Annotated in this window: 14 protein-coding genes; 5 read left to right on the top strand and 9 right to left on the bottom strand. The window is 62.1% G+C overall.

From position 1 onward, the window contains the following. Entirely contained in the window at positions 1-498 is a 498-nt protein-coding gene (gene greB / locus J3P85_RS08410; RefSeq protein ID WP_134923374.1) for a transcription elongation factor GreB, read from the top strand. A gap of 8 nt (positions 499-506) precedes the next feature. Here the strand turns inward: greB and J3P85_RS08405 are convergent, their stop codons facing one another. The 3 genes from J3P85_RS08405 to J3P85_RS08395 form a co-directional block, all read right to left on the bottom strand. Then, complete coding sequence (locus tag J3P85_RS08405) at positions 507-815, bottom strand: hypothetical protein (RefSeq protein ID WP_053120460.1); 309 nt, start codon at positions 813-815, stop codon at positions 507-509. 1,033 nt (positions 816-1,848) lie between these two features. Then, entirely contained in the window at positions 1,849-2,283 is a 435-nt protein-coding gene (locus tag J3P85_RS08400) for a DoxX family protein (protein WP_186710836.1), read from the bottom strand. A 100-nt stretch (positions 2,284-2,383) separates the two neighbouring features. Continuing rightward, positions 2,384-3,805 (bottom strand): transglycosylase SLT domain-containing protein, encoded by a 1,422-nt coding sequence (locus J3P85_RS08395; RefSeq protein WP_250962378.1) that lies wholly within the window; start codon positions 3,803-3,805, stop codon positions 2,384-2,386. Positions 3,806-4,041: 236 nt separating this feature from the next. Here J3P85_RS08395 and J3P85_RS08390 point away from each other — a divergent pair, with 236 nt between their 5' ends. The 3 genes from J3P85_RS08390 (at position 4,042) to J3P85_RS08380 (ending at position 7,180) form a co-directional block, all read left to right on the top strand. Next, positions 4,042-4,848, top strand: a complete 807-nt coding sequence (locus tag J3P85_RS08390) for a TatD family hydrolase (RefSeq protein WP_434705461.1) — start codon at positions 4,042-4,044, stop codon at positions 4,846-4,848. A 247-nt stretch (positions 4,849-5,095) separates the two neighbouring features. Continuing rightward, positions 5,096-6,577, top strand: a complete 1,482-nt coding sequence (locus J3P85_RS08385; RefSeq protein ID WP_434705460.1) for a methyl-accepting chemotaxis protein — start codon at positions 5,096-5,098, stop codon at positions 6,575-6,577. 228 nt (positions 6,578-6,805) lie between these two features. Further along, positions 6,806-7,180, top strand: a complete 375-nt coding sequence (locus tag J3P85_RS08380) for a terminase (protein ID WP_434705459.1) — start codon at positions 6,806-6,808, stop codon at positions 7,178-7,180. 12 nt (positions 7,181-7,192) lie between these two features. Here J3P85_RS08380 and J3P85_RS08375 read toward each other — a convergent pair whose 3' ends face one another. From J3P85_RS08375 to J3P85_RS08365, 3 genes are all read right to left on the bottom strand, one after another. Then, positions 7,193-7,990, bottom strand: a complete 798-nt coding sequence (locus J3P85_RS08375) for an acyl-CoA thioesterase (RefSeq protein WP_434571566.1) — start codon at positions 7,988-7,990, stop codon at positions 7,193-7,195. Between the two features lie 250 nt (positions 7,991-8,240). Next, positions 8,241-9,002: a CHAD domain-containing protein gene (locus tag J3P85_RS08370; protein WP_186710807.1), complete on the bottom strand. Its 762-nt coding sequence runs from the start codon at positions 9,000-9,002 to the stop codon at positions 8,241-8,243. A gap of 109 nt (positions 9,003-9,111) precedes the next feature. Next, positions 9,112-9,402, bottom strand: a complete 291-nt coding sequence (locus J3P85_RS08365) for a hypothetical protein (RefSeq protein ID WP_014337256.1) — start codon at positions 9,400-9,402, stop codon at positions 9,112-9,114. A gap of 208 nt (positions 9,403-9,610) precedes the next feature. Between J3P85_RS08365 and J3P85_RS08360 the strand changes: the two genes are divergently transcribed. Further along, entirely contained in the window at positions 9,611-10,648 is a 1,038-nt protein-coding gene (locus tag J3P85_RS08360; protein ID WP_186710805.1) for a patatin-like phospholipase family protein, read from the top strand. Between the two features lie 123 nt (positions 10,649-10,771). On the opposite strand, the gene J3P85_RS08355 is transcribed toward J3P85_RS08360, so the two are convergent. The 3 genes from J3P85_RS08355 to kdpC all read right to left on the bottom strand — a co-directional run bounded on the left by J3P85_RS08355 (position 10,772) and on the right by kdpC (position 14,878). Continuing rightward, entirely contained in the window at positions 10,772-11,470 is a 699-nt protein-coding gene (locus tag J3P85_RS08355) for a response regulator (RefSeq protein WP_411386868.1), read from the bottom strand. A 78-nt stretch (positions 11,471-11,548) separates the two neighbouring features. Continuing rightward, positions 11,549-14,200: a DUF4118 domain-containing protein gene (locus J3P85_RS08350; RefSeq protein ID WP_434705457.1), complete on the bottom strand. Its 2,652-nt coding sequence runs from the start codon at positions 14,198-14,200 to the stop codon at positions 11,549-11,551. A 132-nt stretch (positions 14,201-14,332) separates the two neighbouring features. Continuing rightward, positions 14,333-14,878, bottom strand: coding sequence for a potassium-transporting ATPase subunit KdpC (gene kdpC / locus J3P85_RS08345; protein ID WP_434705456.1), 546 nt, complete (start codon positions 14,876-14,878; stop codon positions 14,333-14,335). Positions 14,879-15,098: the final 220 nt, after the last annotated feature.

Below are 15,098 nucleotides of genomic sequence, written 5' to 3'. Positions count from 1 at the left end.
ATGAGCCGTTATCGCCCACCCCGCACCGCCGGCACCGCGCTGATCACCCCCGAGGGTGAAGCGCGGATGCGCGCCGAATTCCATGAGCTGTGGCATGTGCGCCGTCCCCAGGTGACCCAGGCAGTCAGCGAGGCAGCGGCCCAGGGCGATCGCTCGGAAAATGCCGAATACACCTACGGCAAGAAAATGCTGCGGGAAATCGACAGTCGCGTGCGCTTCCTCACCAAGCGCCTCGAGGCGCTCAAGGTGGTCAGTGAAAAACCCAGCGATCCAAACAAGGTTTATTTCGGCGCCTGGGTCACGGTCGAAGATGAGGACGGCAAGGAATCACGTTATCGCATTGTTGGTCCGGACGAGCTGGATCTGAAACAGAACCTGATCAGCATTGACTCGCCGTTGGCCCGGGCATTGATCGGCAAGGCCTTGGACGCCGAGGTAAACGTCCAGACACCCACAGGCGAGAAACGGGTTTATATCGTCGACATCGCGTATCCGTAATCCTCGTCTCAGCGGCGAGTGATCAGGCCCTGCCGTGCAACACGGGTCAGTTGCCGGATCATTTCAGGAGCATCTTCTGCGCTGGGGGATTGGATGACAGCCAGGTCGAAGCTGTCATTGGCAAAACGTGCCAGTGACTCACCGTCTTCGACGAATTGGATCAGGAAAGCAGCAGGCCCGTGGTTGCGGCGTGGCCAGCCGTCAAGGTAACGCAAGAGTGTTGGCTGGTGGGTGCCGCCCAGGAGAATTTTCGGGTTGCGCTGCACTAGGTTCGCCGTGATCGGCGCAAGACGTACAAGGGGACTGGGTGCGTTCATCGTGTTGTGTCTCTGCCTCAAAAGTCTGCATGGCAGGTGAGAGGCAACACCGAACCAGCGCTTTAGCGGTATTTCGAAGCCGTGTTTTTCCGGCTTCTATCGGCGACTGGATGAGTCACCTGGCGCCCCGCAAGTAGCTGTTTAAATCGGCGCATGAGCGGCATCCTAGAGAAGCTGACTGGTCAGTGTCAAGAATCACTTCCCATAAAAAAGACCCGTGCAAGACGGTAATGTTGTGTTCTGATTAGTTCTGATTATCTGTTCAGAGGGGCGTGGGTTGGTGTGTATATCCGTTTCTTCGGTAACGGCTGCTGGCGGTTCCGCTCTTACAGCGGGTCACTTTTGGAAAAGCGCCAAAAGTAACCAAAAACGCTTTGCCCCACCACTCGGCACCTCGCCTAGGCTCGGTGTGCCCTCACTCCGGCATTGCTCCGTGGGCCGCCGCGAAGGGCCATCCATGGCCCAGCGCGGCTACCTCGGCATCCATGCCGAGGTGCCCACTGCGCAATGCCTGCGTTCGGCCAGCGTGGTTTAACGGGGCGTCCAGATCAAGATCAAGATCAAGATCCAAAGCAAGAGCAAATAGCAAGAGCAAATAGCAAGAGCAAGAGCGGGGCACATGCCGGCATCAATGTGGCTGAGCCACCGCTATCGCGAGCAAGCTCGCTCCCACACTGGATCTCCGGTGAACACAAAATTCATGTCCGACACAGAACCACTGTGGGAGCGAGCTTGCTCGCGATGAGGCCTGCACATCCAACATTTTCGCCGACTGAGGCACCGCCTTCGCGAGCAGGCTCGCTCCCACAGGAAAAACGCTACACGCCTCTCAACAGTGAACCGCCGTCAGGGCGAAACCCTAAGCCGCCGTTACCGCAGCAACGGATATACACACGATCCATCCGGAAAAAGGCGAGTAGATTTTTCCAAAAAGCCGCAAAAAAAACGGCGCTTCCCATTTCTGGAAGGAGCGCCGTTTTTCCTAGGTGAACAGCATTACGTACAAGACGGGCCTCGAATTCAGATCGAGCAATCAACCCGCAACGGCACGATCGACCGACAGCTTGCCCGCCCCTTCGATCAACACGGCAATACTGCCCCCCAGCAACGCCAGGGCAAACTCATAACCGTTGTTGGCCATGAACAAGCCGTTACCAATGTGCACCGAGAAAATCGCCACCAGCGACACAAACGCCAGGCCCAACGCCGCAGGACGCGCCAGCAGACCGATGATCAACGCCAGGCCGGCAAAAAACTCCGTGCCGCCCGCCAGTGTCGCCATCACATAGCCCGGGGTCAGGCCGATGCTTTCCATCCACTGGGCCGTGCCTGCCAGGCCGTAGCCACCGAACAGACCGAAGAGTTTCTGCGAACCGTGGGCGGCAAAGATGACGCCGACGACGATGCGCAGCACAGTCAAGCCGTAGCCGGCGCGGGTGAACAGAACTTTGTTGATGAACGTGCTCATAAGGTCATTCCTTGGGGTAGTGGGGAGTTGGCCGCTATATTAATCAATAAAATTCATGTCAAAAGCGGAAATAATCCGTGATATCAATCAGTTTATTCGATCATTTACGCAATGCAACCTTTTGCTCCTTCGGTTCCAAGGACTCCCGTTCACGATCAAACGCCAGGTAGTACTTATTCACACTATTAACATAGCTGACGGCGCCCATTCCCACCTGCTCCATGGCAATGCGCTCGACTTGGAAAAACCATTGGTTGGGGTTCAGTCCACGCCGCCGAGCCTCGGCGCGCATACCTTGGACGCGCTCGGGGCCCATGTTGTAGGCCGCCAGGACGAAGGCCATGCGTTCGCGCTCGTTGAGCTTGGGGCTGGCGAAGAACTTGCGGCGGATGAGGGCCAGGTATTTGGCGCCGGCTTGCACATTGGCGTCCAGGTTCTGGATGTTATCGACCCCGACGCGCTGGGCCGCCGCCGGGGTGATCTGCATCAGGCCGGTGGGGCCTGAGCCGCTGCGGGCGTTGGGTTGCAGGGCGGATTCCTTGAAGGCCAGGGCCGCCAGATTGAGCCAGTCCATGCCCTGGGCGTCGGCATGTTTTTGCAGAACCGGGCGCAGCTTTTCCAGGCGCTGGCGATTGGCCCGGGCCAGCGGATAGTGGACTTGGTACAAACGCCGATAGATACGCAGGAATGCCGCGTCTTGATTAGAGGGCACCTTGTAGGTCACCAGGAATCGGTCGATGCTCGCCCGCAGCATGGCGGCGTCACGGCGAACGAACCAGTATTCGTCACCCGGCTCGCCAATCAGCACCTGACGGTCGAAGCGCAGCTTGGGCAGGATCTTGCCCCAGCGTTCGGCGATAGGCTGCTCGACGATGGTCAAATGGAAAATCCCACCCTGAACCATCTCCAGGACATCCTCCACAGCCAGGGAGGGATCGACCCATTCAATCTTCACCGGCGGCAGCTTGAGCAGCGCCAGCTTCTGGTTGATCTGGCTCACGGCGTCCCCCGCCGCACTGCCGTTGGGCAGGGCCAGGGTCTTGCCGGACAGTTGCTCCACGCGCGTGTAGCGCTTCTCACCCTTGATGCCCACCAGCAGCAAAGGCACGTCGGTACGGATCGGATTGCTGGCACTGACGGCATGGCCGGCCTGGGGCTCAAGCAACTCACCCGGCGCGACGAGGTCGCCCTCCCCACGCTGCAAGGCTCCGAGCAATTGGTCCTTGGCCTTGGGGATGATCTTGAGGGTGATTTCCTGGCCATCCAGGGCGTGGCCATTGAGGTATTGCTCGAAAGCGCGCAGCCGATGGTATTCGACGCCAATGGGCTGGCCCTGGACTTCACCGGAGCTGTTGCGGCTTTGGTTGACCAGCACCTTCAATACACGGCTGCTACGGATCTGCGCCAAGTCGCGCACGGTGCCCGGCGCCACCGCCTGCACCGGGCCAGGCAGCCGCGCTTCAGCCGGCATCGGCAACAGCAGCGAACAACACAACAGTAGCAACACCTGGGGACGTGTCATCCACTCTCCGGAAGGAATACCGCCGACCGCCTCCGTTGAAAAACGAGGCTGAATCGACAGAAACAGAGCGCCTGAGACGCTGAAAAAGTGCGGAAGACTGGCACAGTGAGGGCTTTTATACCAACCCGATGTGTCTCGCGGCCTTAACAGACAGCCTCAACTCGTTGTAGTTCTTGGCTTTTCTTATAAATCTACAGCTCTGATATGCTTTCCGGCCTTTGGGCCGAGGTAGCACCATGCAACTCATCGATATCGGCGTCAACCTGACCAACCCCAGTTTCGCCGACAAACACCAGGCGGTACTTGAGCGCGCCTATGAATCCGGGGTCTGCCAATTGGTCCTGACCGGCACCAGCCTCGAGGGCAGCGAACAGGCCCTGGAACTGTGCCAACAGCTCGACGACACCGGGCAGCGGCTGTTTTCCACCGCTGGCATTCATCCCCACAGCGCCAGCGAGTGGACCGCCGACAGCGCCCGGCACCTCAAGGACCTGCTGATGCACAGCCGCGTGCGTGCGGTGGGCGAATGCGGGCTGGATTTCAACCGGGACTTCTCTCCTCGGCCCCAGCAGGAAAAAGTCCTGGAGGAGCACCTCGCCCTGGCAGTCCAGTTGCAACTGCCGGTCTTCCTCCATGAGCGCGACGCCGACCAGCGCTTGCTGGACATCCTCCGGGATTTTCGCGATCAGTTGCCGGCGGCCGTGGTGCATTGCTTCACCGGTGAAAAAAAGGCGCTGTTCAGCTACCTCGACCTGGACCTGCACATCGGCATCACGGGCTGGATTTGCGATGAACGCCGGGGCACGCACCTGCACCCATTAGTGCGTGAAATACCCCGCGGTCGGCTGATGCTTGAAAGCGACGCGCCCTACCTGCTGCCCCGCACGCTGCGGCCCAAACCCAAGAACGGGCGCAACGAGCCGGCCTACCTGACGGAGGTCCTGCGCGAAGTGGCCTTGCACAGGGGGGAAACCCAGGAAGACCTGGCCGACCACAGCACCGCTTGCGCCCGGGCGTTTTTTGGGTTGCCCACTCTTTCCTGAGGTCTACAGATTCCTGTGGGAGCGAGCTTGCTCGCGATAGCGGTGGATCAGCTTGTACACAGGCTGGCTGACCCACCGCTATCGCGAGCAAGCTCGCTCCCACAAGGGTAATTTGTTGCCTGTCGGCCCGCATCAAAACCGCGGAATCCGCATTGCCTGTTGACCCACATCAAAACCCAGCCTCCTGAGTAGCGGCACAATAATGGCACCTTGCCAATGCTGTTTCCGCTATCAGAGAAAACCTTCCATGGGTGCCTGGCTTAGCAATATCTCGTTGAAATACAAATTCTGGGCGGTCAATGCAGTCGCCTTTATCACCACGTTGCTGCTGGTGCTCTACGCCGTGCACCTCGAACAGCAAGCCCGCAACCACGCGGCCCAGGCAAACGCCCGGGCCCAGGCACAGGTGCTCGACGCCTGGCCTGCTGGACAACCCGTGCCCAAAGCCAACAACCTTTTGGCATTCCGGCGCGGGCAGATCCCGGTGTTCAATGAGCAACCGTTGCCCTCGCTGGTGCAGGCCGAGGGCTGGGTCGAATTCGATGCCGGGCCGCTGTTGGGCGACAATCCGCTGCTGGGTGCCCAGGTGATCCGTCGAGGTGACGGCCAGCAACTTGCGGTGTTGGCCCATGGTGCAAGCCTGAGCCAAGTGTTCGGTGAACGCTTCAGCCAATACGCCGTGGCGGTGTTCGTGTTGATGCTGGCGATGTTGGGCGCGTCGCAACTGTTGATCCGCTTTTTGCTCAGCCAGCTCAACACGCTCAAGGATGTGATGCTGCACGTGGAAAAAACCGGCGACTTGTCCGCCCGCGTGCCCCTGGCCTGCAAGGATGAAGTGGGCCAGATGGCGGCGGCATTCAATGCCATGCAAGCCGGTTATCAACGGGTGGTCGATACCGTTGCCAGCACCGCCCGGCAGTTGGACAGTGGTGCGGCGCGCCTGGCGTCGAGCATGAACGAGGTACGCCACGGCATGCTCGGCCAGCAAAGCGAAACCGATCAGGCGGCCACGGCGATCAACGAAATGTCCGCCACGGTTTATCACATCGCCCAGCACGCCGGCGCCACCCGCGACCTGTCGAAAACCGCCGACACCCTGGCCGGCAATGGCCACGAAGTGGTCGGCCGGGTGCAACAGTCGATCACCGGGTTGTCTTCGGGCGTGCAGCAGACCGCCGAGATGATCCAACGCCTGGCCGAAGACAGCCAGAAGATCAACGGCGTGGTCAATGTGATCCACAGCATCGCCGAACAAACCAATCTGCTGGCCCTGAACGCGGCCATCGAAGCAGCGCGGGCTGGGGAAATGGGCAGGGGGTTTGCCGTAGTGGCCGACGAGGTGCGCAATCTGGCCAAGCGGGTCCAGACGTCCACGGACGAAATCACCACCATGGTCTCGGCCCTGCAAGCCGGAACCCGGGACGCGGTGGACTTCATGCAGGAGAGTTCGCTCAAGGCCGACGACTGCGTACAACAGGCCCGCGAGGCCGGCGATGCGTTGGCGCAGATCACCGCAGCGGTGGCGCAGATGCGCGAGAGCAATACCCAGATTGCTGTCGCGGCCGAGCAGCAAAGCCACGTCGCCGAGGAAATGAACCGGGCGGTGGTGAGCATTCGCGACGTGACCGAAAACACCGTGCGCCAGACCGTGGATTCAGCCACCACCAGTGACGAACTGGCAACATTGGCGGGGGAGTTGAGCAAGGCAATCGGGCAGCTGAAACTTTGAGGACGCCTTCGCGAGCAAGCTCGCTCCCACATGGGTCTGTCGGGTTCACACCCTTTGTTTCCAACTCGATCCAATGTGAGAGCGAGCTTGCTCGCGAAGAGTCCAGAACAGTCAACATAAATACAACTTTCGGGCCCCTATCGTCCCGATAACCAACCTTGATTCGCAGGCCCTCTGGGCGGCACCTATTCTTCAAGCATGAGTGGACACGAATCGAGGAATAGCATCATGGGCAAACGTCACCCCAACCTTCCGGCCTGGCAATGGCGCGCCTACCCCGACAATCATCGCCACCCCACCAACCTGGTGTTGCACCTGATTGCCGTGCCGCTGTTCATCATCGCATTTCTGCTGATTGTGTCGGGGGTGTTCAGCTTGAGCCTGGGCGATGTCGCCATCGGTGTCATCGGCCTGCTCGCGGCACTGGGCTTGCAGCGCCACGGCCACAGCCTGGAGGCCCAGGCCTCCGAACCGTTCAGCGACCGCAAGGATGCAGTCTCACGCCTGTTGGTGGAGCAGTTCCTGACTTTTCCACGGTTCTTTCTCAGCGGTGGCTGGTGGCGCGCCTGGCGTGATCGCCACCGTCACAACCGCAAGCCTTAACCGAGGAAAGCGTTAACCAAAGATCGTTACGGTCTGCCGGCTCAGGGCGATCAAGCGGCCATCGGCGCTCCAGAACTTCGCGGCGACATGGCCGTAGCCGTCCTGGGCATGCTCGATCTCGGCCAGGTATTTGCACCAGTCCAGCGTCGTGAGCTCCAGCAACGGCTGGACGAACTCGATGGTCCACGTGAGCGTACTGCCGGGGGCCATTTGCGAGAGGTGCGGCAACAACGCCGGCGGCCAGGCGTCCACCAAGGCCAGGATATGGCTTTCGTTAAGCGGCTCCTCCTGCACATCACCGCGCAAGCGCACCCAGCCGCCCATGCTCCGGGATTTATTGCCGCTGAACGGCAAGCCGCCGACGCTCCAACGCATCGCCAGGTGCCGCATGAATTCCGGGGTCATGCCTTTGACGTAAGGCAGTTCCTGGCATTGCTCCACACTTTTGAAATCCGGCGCGGGGTCGGCCTGCACCGCCACCACGGACGAGCGCGAGGCGCCAAAGCTGCCTTGCACCACGGTCACCACTTGGCCGTTCTGCACCGCCCGCCCCAACACTTGGCTCACCGCCTTGCCTTCACGCAACACATCAACTTCAAAACTCACCGGCACGTCGGGCTCGACCGGGCCGACGAAGGTGATCGCCAGCGAACGCACCGGGCGATCCGCCGGCACTCGGGCACGCATCGCCTCATATTGCAGCGCCGCCACCAACCCGCCAAAACTGGCCCGACCCTGGCCCCATTCTGGCGCGATGGTCACCGCGCCTGGCTGCCGGCGCACGGCATCGATCAACTCGGAAAAGCGCATGACGACCTCGAAAACAGGGGAAAAGGATGAAGGCATCTTAACCAGCCCGGACGGGCGGCACAGGGCTCATTCCGGCCAAAGAGACTGACAGAAAAGCCGAGGATCTAGAATCTCCCCAATCCCCTGTGGGAGCGAGCTTGCTCGCGATGGCGGTGTATCAGTCAATTCTTATACAAGCTGACCCGCCGCTATCGCGAGCAAGCTCGCTCCCACAGGGGGGAAAGAGTCCCATAGGGGGAATGCGGTGGGTTCAGGATTTTTCGAAGCAACTCGCGATCAACTTGTCGAGCACCTTGTCGGACTTGGCCTCGGCCTTTTCCATCGTGGCGTGCCAGGTCGGCACGCAAGCGTGCAGATCGGTTTCTTCCTTGGCCCTGGCCAGCCATTGCCAGCAATCATGCCAGTCGCCCAGCGCGCCCTGGGCGGATTTGAGCCGGGGCATGGCCGCTTCAGGCAGGCGGTCGAGCTCAGGGTAAGCTTCGATGGCGTAGCGCACGCGCTTGATCAACAGGCGCAAACGGTGGCGGTCATGGGCCGGATCGCGCAGGGCTTCGTCGAGTTTCTTCCATTGCTTGTCCAGGCGCTTTTCGATGCGCTTGCGCAAGCCCTTCAGCAACCCCTCACGCTGGGCGGCGCGAATGAAGCGCGGGAACGCATCGAGGATCATCAGCAACTGGGCCAGCTCGACACTGGCGGCCACGGCGGGATAGGCATCGGCCATTTGCACCTGGCGTCGCCGCGCCGCCGCGGTCTGGCCGTGTTGCTCAAGGTAAGCCGCCAACACTTCGCGGTCGCGCAGGGGGGTGGTCAACGTACCGACCGCCGAAGCCGCCGTTTCCAGTTGTTCGACGCCGGGCAATCCACGCAGCGGACGCAACAAGCTGCGCAAACGGCGTACCGTGGTGCGCAGGTCATGCAGGGCTTCGCTGTCGGTGTGGGCATTCAAGCGGGCCTGACAGGCCAGCAGCCGGACTTCCAGGCCCAATATGCGGGCCACCAGCCGATCGATCATGGGGCGTACTCCGTACGCAGCTTCAAGTAGCAAGCTTCAAGCTGCAAGTGGGGAGCGATGTGTAGCGCCCTCTTGCAGCTTGAAGCTTAAAGCTTGCAGCTGCCTTCTATCATCTTCCCGCGCGGGATTCGCGGATGTAGAAACGCGCCTTCTCGGCTTTCTTGGCGCAGCCTTCGAACGCTTCGAATTGCTGCTGGGTCTTGGCGCCGGTCAGCAGGGACAAGGCCTTGGAATAGCTGACGGTGCCGGCAAAACCTTCGGCCTTGGCCAGGTCCAGTTCACGCCAGGCGCTGTCGAGTTGGCTGCCACAGCTGTCACGGTAAGCGGTTTTGCCTGCGCAACCAGCCAGGGCCAGAACCATCAGGGAAGCCACCAGGGGCAGGCAGATCCGGGCTTTCATCGATTACACCTCAAGTCAGGAAAACAGTCGTGCTGGTAAGACGGTCACACCGGCAAAAAGTGCCAAGGCCCGACCGGGTAAATTCCAGTGTGGGGAAGAATACGCAAATGCCGCGCTGGCGTATCAAATAACGACGCGTGCGCCACAATGATTGAGCCGAGCCGTCGATGAGTGCATTGTTGAAGTCTGTGAGACAAGAGGCCGGGTCATGACAAAACGTGTCGCATTGGTATTGGGTTCGGGTGGGGCCCGGGGCTATGCCCATATCGGGGTGATCGAAGAAATCGAACGGCGTGGCTATGACATTGCCTGCATCGCCGGTTGTTCCATGGGTGCTGTCGTCGGCGGGATCTATGCCGCGGGCAAGCTCAAGGATTACCGCGACTGGATCGAAAGCCTCGACTACCTGGATGTCTTGCGGCTGGTGGACGTCAGCTTTCGCCTGGGGGCGATTCGCGGTGAGAAAGTGTTCGGGCAGATCCACAAGATCGTCGGCGACATCAATATCGAGGACCTGCGCATTCCCTACACCGCCGTGGCCACCGACCTGACCAACCAGCAGGAAATCTGGTTCCAGGAAGGTTGCCTGCACCAGGCAATGCGCGCCTCGGCGGCGATTCCCAGCCTGTTCACGCCCGTGATGCAAGGCAACCGCATGTTGGTGGACGGTGGTCTGCTCAATCCGTTGCCGATCGTGCCGGTGGTGTCGAGCCACTGCGACCTGATCATCGCGGTCAACCTCAACGCCACCAACCAGAAACAGTATCGATTACCGGTGATTCCGCGCCCCGCCGCGTTCAGGCGCCGCTTCGACACCCTGGTCAGCTCACTGGGTTCGCGCCTGCCGTTTCGCCGCAAGCAGGCCGAACAACTGTTGCTGCTGGAGCAGGAAGCCTTGAAGGCCGAGGCCGCCGACATCAACCCATGGATCGACTCGGCCGAGCCCGAAGGCCAACAACCGGCTGCCGCGCCGGAGAATGAAGGCGCGCCGAAATCCGCCACCGGTTCATTCATCATCGATAACGTCGGCCCAGCCTCGTTGCTGGACTTGATCAACCAGAGTTTCGAAGTGATGCAGACCTCCCTGGCCCAGTACAAGATCGCCGGTTACCCGCCGGATGTGCTGATCAACGTGCCGAAGCGGGTGTGCCGGTTTTTCGAGTTCTACAAGGCGCCGGAATTGATCGCCCTGGGGCGGGAGATTGCCAGCGATACCCTGGATCGGTATGAGCGTGAGCAGAACTAGGGATTTGCGGTGGCTGTGCGGGCCTCATCGCGAGCAAGCTCGCTCCCACAGGGGCAGTGTCCACCGCAGATCCAATGTGGGAGCGAGCTTGCTCGCGATGGCCACAGCCCAGACAACACAGCACTAAAGCCCACCCTCCCCCAACAACCGATACCCCACCCCCGCCTCGGTCACGATGAACCGCGGCCGGGTCGGGTCGTCGGCCAGCTTCTGGCGCAGGTGACCGACCACGATCCGCAGGTAGTGACTGTCTTCGGTGTGGGTCGGGCCCCAGATGTCCTTGAGCAGTTGTTGCTGGGTGATGACCCGCCCCGGATGCCGCGCCAGTTGCGCCAGGACGGCGTACTCCTTGCGGGTCAAGGCCACTTCGGTGTCGTCCAGCAGCACCCGTCGATAGGCCAGGTCCACCGTCAACGGTCCGAACTTCAGCGCAGCCTCCTGGGGCTCGCCGGTCGGGGCCTGGCGCAGCAGGGCGCGAATACGGGCGAGGAACTCCTGGATGCCGAACGGCTTGGTCACGTAATCGTTGGCGCCGTTGTCCAGCGCCTCGACTTTTTGCGCTTCGCTGGCTCGCACCGAGAGCACCAGCACCGGCACCGTCGACCATTGGCGAAACTCGCGCAACACCTGCTGGCCGTCCATGTCCGGCAGGCCCAGGTCGAGCACCAGCAAGTCGGGTTTGTTCAGCGCCGCTTGGGCCAGCCCTTCGGCGCCGGTGCCGGCTTCCAGCACCTTGTAGCCTTGGGAGCTCAGGCTGATGCGCAGGAATTTGCGGATCTGCGGTTCGTCGTCGATGACCAAAAGGGTCGCGGTCTGGCTCATGGGGCTCGTTCATTGCAATCAAATGGAAAGGCTAGCAGGTCGCAAGCTGCGGGTAACAAAAGAGTATCTCAGCCGGGCTCAAGCTTCATCGTCCATGCCTGGTTGCGCCTGCAACGGCAGGTGCAACGTGATGCAGGTGCCGCGTCCGTCGAAGCCTTCGGCCACGCTGATTCGCCCGCCGTGGGCGCCGACCATACCCTGACAGATCGCCAACCCCAACCCCGTGCCCTGCCCGCCCCGATCACCGCGCGCGGCGGTATAGAACATGTCGAAGATTTTCTCCCGTTCCTCTTCAGGAATCCCCGGCCCTTCATCGGCCACGGCAAAAAACACCTCGCTGTCGGTCGCCCCGGCGCTCAGCAACAGGCGTCCTTGAGCCGGCGAGAAGCGCGCCGCGTTCTCCAGCACGTTCACCAGCGCCTGCTCGATCAATGCCGCATGGACATACAACAAGGGCAATTCAGCAGGCACCTCGACACTGAGCGCCAGCGGCGCCAGCACCGCCCGCAGGCGGTTCAGCGCGCTGCCGACGATATCGGCCGGCGCCACCCAGTCCCGCGCCAGCTTCAGGGCGCCGTGGCCGAGACGGGTCATGTCCAACAGGTTCTGGATGTAGCGATCCAGTCGCTCGGCTTCATCGCGGGTGCCTTCGAGCAAGTCGCGACGATCGGCCAGCGGGATCGCCTCCCCCAGCGCCAGCAGGCTGTCGATGCTGCCGCGCATGGCGGTCAGCGGTGTGCGCAGGTCGTGGGACACTGAAGCCAGCAAGGCGCTGCGCAGTTGTTCGGTTTCGCCATGCAGACGCGCCGCCTCCAGGTCCTGGGCCAGTTGCGCCCTCGCCAGCGCCTGGGCCAAGGGTTGACTGAGGGCCGCCAGCAAACGGCGGCGCTGGCCACTCAACGGCTTGCCTTCTTTCGGGCATACGCCCAGCAATGCCAGCGGCCCGCCTTCCGCCGATAACGGCCACCACCACCAACGCCCGGAAGGCAGTGTCCCGGTGCCGGCGCCGGCCGGTTGGTCGTGCTGCCAGGACCAGTCGGCTGCCGCGCGCTCGGCCTCGGTGAACGTCAGCTGCTCACCACTCTCGATTTTCCAATTGGCCTGGCCGTCACGGTTGAGCAGGCACAGTTGCAAGTCGTGCCAATCGTTGAAGTGCTGCACGGCCGCGCTGATCACCGCCTGGCGGTCGGTGGCGGCCGTGAGTTTGCGGGACAGGTCGAGCAGCTCGCCGGTTTCCTGTTGGGTATCGCGCAAGGCCTGCAACTGGCGACGCTGGCGAGCGGCAAGATTGCCGGTCAGTGCCGCCATGAGCAGGAAAAACACCAGCGTCAGCACGTCTTCTTCGCGCTGGATGGTCAGGGAAAAGTTCGGCGGGATGAACAGGAAGTCATAAGCCAGGAACGACAGCGCCGCGCAGGCCAGCGCCGGGCCGAGACTGCTGCGCACCGCCACCAGCAACACCGCCATCAGGAACACCAGGGAGATATTGGGCAACGCCAGCAACCCCGAGACTCCCCAGGCCAATGCGCTGGCCGCCGCGGTCGCCAGCAATGCCAGTACATAATCGAACCCGGTCTGGACGGCGCTTGAACGCACCCGCGCAGGGCGCGGTTGCTCATCGCTGTCCAACACGTTGATCTCCAGCCCCCGGGCATCGCGCAGCAAACGCGAAGCGAGGCCGCCGCCAAACAGGCATCGGCGCAGACGTGGCCGGGACTGGCCCACCAGCACCAGCGTGGCGCGCCTTTCAGTGGCATGCTGGATCAGCGTCCTGGCCACTTCGCCGGCCCGCAGCAGCACCACTTCGCCACCGAGGCGTTCGGCCAGTTGCTGGGCGTTCTGCAAACGCTGGCGCGAGAGTTCGTCACGGGCACTGCCGTTGTCCACATGCACCAGGCTCCACGGCAGATGCCGACGCTGGGCGACGCGGCTGGCATGGCGCACCAGGCGTTCCGCCTGCACGTCACCGTCCACGCCTACCAACAAGCGTCCGCGCACCGCCGGCGCGGCCTGGCCCAGTTGTCGATAACCCTGGGCCAAGTCATTGTCGACCTGGGCGGCGGCCGTCTGCATCGCCAGCTCACGCAACGCGGTGAGGTTGGTCTGGGAGAAAAACGCATCGATCGCCGCCCGAGCCTGCTCCGGCACGTAGACCTTGCCATCGCGCAGGCGCTCCAGCAGCTCACGCGGCGGCAGGTCAATCAGCAGCAGTTCATCGGCTTCCTGCAGGACCCAGTCCGGCAACGTCTCACGCACCTGCACGCCGGTGATGCCGCGTACCTGGTCGTTGAGGCTTTCCAGATGCTGGACATTGACGGTGGTGTAGACATCGATACCCGCTGCGAGCAGGTCTTGAATATCCTGCCAGCGTTTGGCATGGCGGCTGCCGGGCGCGTTGCTGTGGGCCAGTTCGTCCACCAGGACCAAGGTCGGCCGGGCGGCGAGCAGACCGTCGAGGTCCATTTCCTCGAGCATCACACCGCGATACTCCGAGCGCACCAACGGCTGCTGTACCAGGCCGCCGAGCAGCGCTTCGGTTTCGCTGCGACCGTGGGTCTCCACCACCCCGGCCATGACCCTCACGCCTTGGCGCAATTGGCTGTGGGCCGCTTGCAGCATGGCGTAGGTCTTGCCGACACCCGGGGCCGCGCCCAGGAATACCTTGAGCCGGCCACGGCCGTTGCGGGGCAGATTGGCTAACAGTGCGTCGGCGCGGCCGGAGTCGCTCATGTTGGGGATTCTCATCTTTCGAATAGGTCAGTCACCCTGTGGGAGCGAGCTTGCTCGCGATAGCGACAGGTCAGCCGACATCGATGGCGACCGATACACCCTCATCGCGAGCAAGCTCGCTCCCACAGGTTCCTACATTTTTTCCAGGGCCAGGTTCAGCGCCAGCACATTCACCACAGGCGGTCCCACCAAGGGTTGCTCGGTGTTGGCATCGAGTAATGGCTGCAACGTCGAGATTGGCAGGTTGCGCGCCGCGGCGACACGCGCCAGTTGATAGGCAATCGCCGCCGGAGGCAAGTGCGGATCCAGCCCGCTGGCGGAGGTGGTCAACAGCGCCAGCGGCACCGGGCCCTGACCGGGCACCTGGAGCTTGCCGGCGGCATCGATCACCCGTGTGGCCAGGGCCGGGTTGCTCGGGGAGAAGTTGCTGGCACCGCTGGCGACCGTGGCGAAGGCACCGGCCGATGGCCGTGGGTGAAACCAGGCATCACCGGTGAAATCCTGGGCGATCAGCGTAGAGCCTCGGACCTTGCCGGCGGCGTCGACGATCAGGCTGCCGTTGGCCTGGGCGGGAAATGCCACTTGCGCCACGCCGGTGACTACCAGCGGGTAAGCGACACCGGTGATCAGGCTCATCAGTAATAACAGGCTCAAGGCCGGGCGAATCAGAGTGGACATCTCAAAACCCTCGAAAAAGAAAACAGCTGATTTGCAGGCATATCCATTTGTGGCGAGGGAGCTTGCTCCCGCTGGGCTGCGCAGCAGCCCCGTGGACCTGCGACGCGGTGTGGCAGATAGATTGCGTTCAGCTTCTTTGGGGCTGCTTCGCAGCCCAGCGGGAGCAAGCTCCCTCGCCACAACGGCCTCACCTGCCACAACGACTTCGCTTGCCACAACG

Origin of the sequence: Pseudomonas sp. Z1-12, from assembly GCF_051132015.1 — a bacterium.
Classification (GTDB): domain Bacteria; phylum Pseudomonadota; class Gammaproteobacteria; order Pseudomonadales; family Pseudomonadaceae; genus Aquipseudomonas; species Aquipseudomonas zanjanensis.
The sequence above is the reverse complement of the archived record's forward strand: the minus strand, read 5'-3'. Positions and strand labels throughout refer to the sequence as shown.

Coding starts and splice junctions, on each gene's coding strand:
- greB (WP_134923374.1), top strand. CDS start 1: ATGAGCCGTTATCGCCCACCCCGCACCGCCGGCACCGCGCTGATCACC.
- J3P85_RS08405 (WP_053120460.1), bottom strand. CDS start 815: ATGAACGCACCCAGTCCCCTTGTACGTCTTGCGCCGATCACGGCGAAC.
- J3P85_RS08400 (WP_186710836.1), bottom strand. CDS start 2,283: ATGAGCACGTTCATCAACAAAGTTCTGTTCACCCGCGCCGGCTACGGC.
- J3P85_RS08395 (WP_250962378.1), bottom strand. CDS start 3,805: ATGACACGTCCCCAGGTGTTGCTACTGTTGTGTTGTTCGCTGCTGTTG.
- J3P85_RS08390 (WP_434705461.1), top strand. CDS start 4,042: ATGCAACTCATCGATATCGGCGTCAACCTGACCAACCCCAGTTTCGCC.
- J3P85_RS08385 (WP_434705460.1), top strand. CDS start 5,096: ATGGGTGCCTGGCTTAGCAATATCTCGTTGAAATACAAATTCTGGGCG.
- J3P85_RS08380 (WP_434705459.1), top strand. CDS start 6,806: ATGGGCAAACGTCACCCCAACCTTCCGGCCTGGCAATGGCGCGCCTAC.
- J3P85_RS08375 (WP_434571566.1), bottom strand. CDS start 7,990: ATGCGCTTTTCCGAGTTGATCGATGCCGTGCGCCGGCAGCCAGGCGCG.
- J3P85_RS08370 (WP_186710807.1), bottom strand. CDS start 9,002: ATGATCGATCGGCTGGTGGCCCGCATATTGGGCCTGGAAGTCCGGCTG.
- J3P85_RS08365 (WP_014337256.1), bottom strand. CDS start 9,402: ATGAAAGCCCGGATCTGCCTGCCCCTGGTGGCTTCCCTGATGGTTCTG.
- J3P85_RS08360 (WP_186710805.1), top strand. CDS start 9,611: ATGACAAAACGTGTCGCATTGGTATTGGGTTCGGGTGGGGCCCGGGGC.
- J3P85_RS08355 (WP_411386868.1), bottom strand. CDS start 11,470: ATGAGCCAGACCGCGACCCTTTTGGTCATCGACGACGAACCGCAGATC.
- J3P85_RS08350 (WP_434705457.1), bottom strand. CDS start 14,200: ATGAGCGACTCCGGCCGCGCCGACGCACTGTTAGCCAATCTGCCCCGC.
- kdpC (WP_434705456.1), bottom strand. CDS start 14,878: ATGTCCACTCTGATTCGCCCGGCCTTGAGCCTGTTATTACTGATGAGC.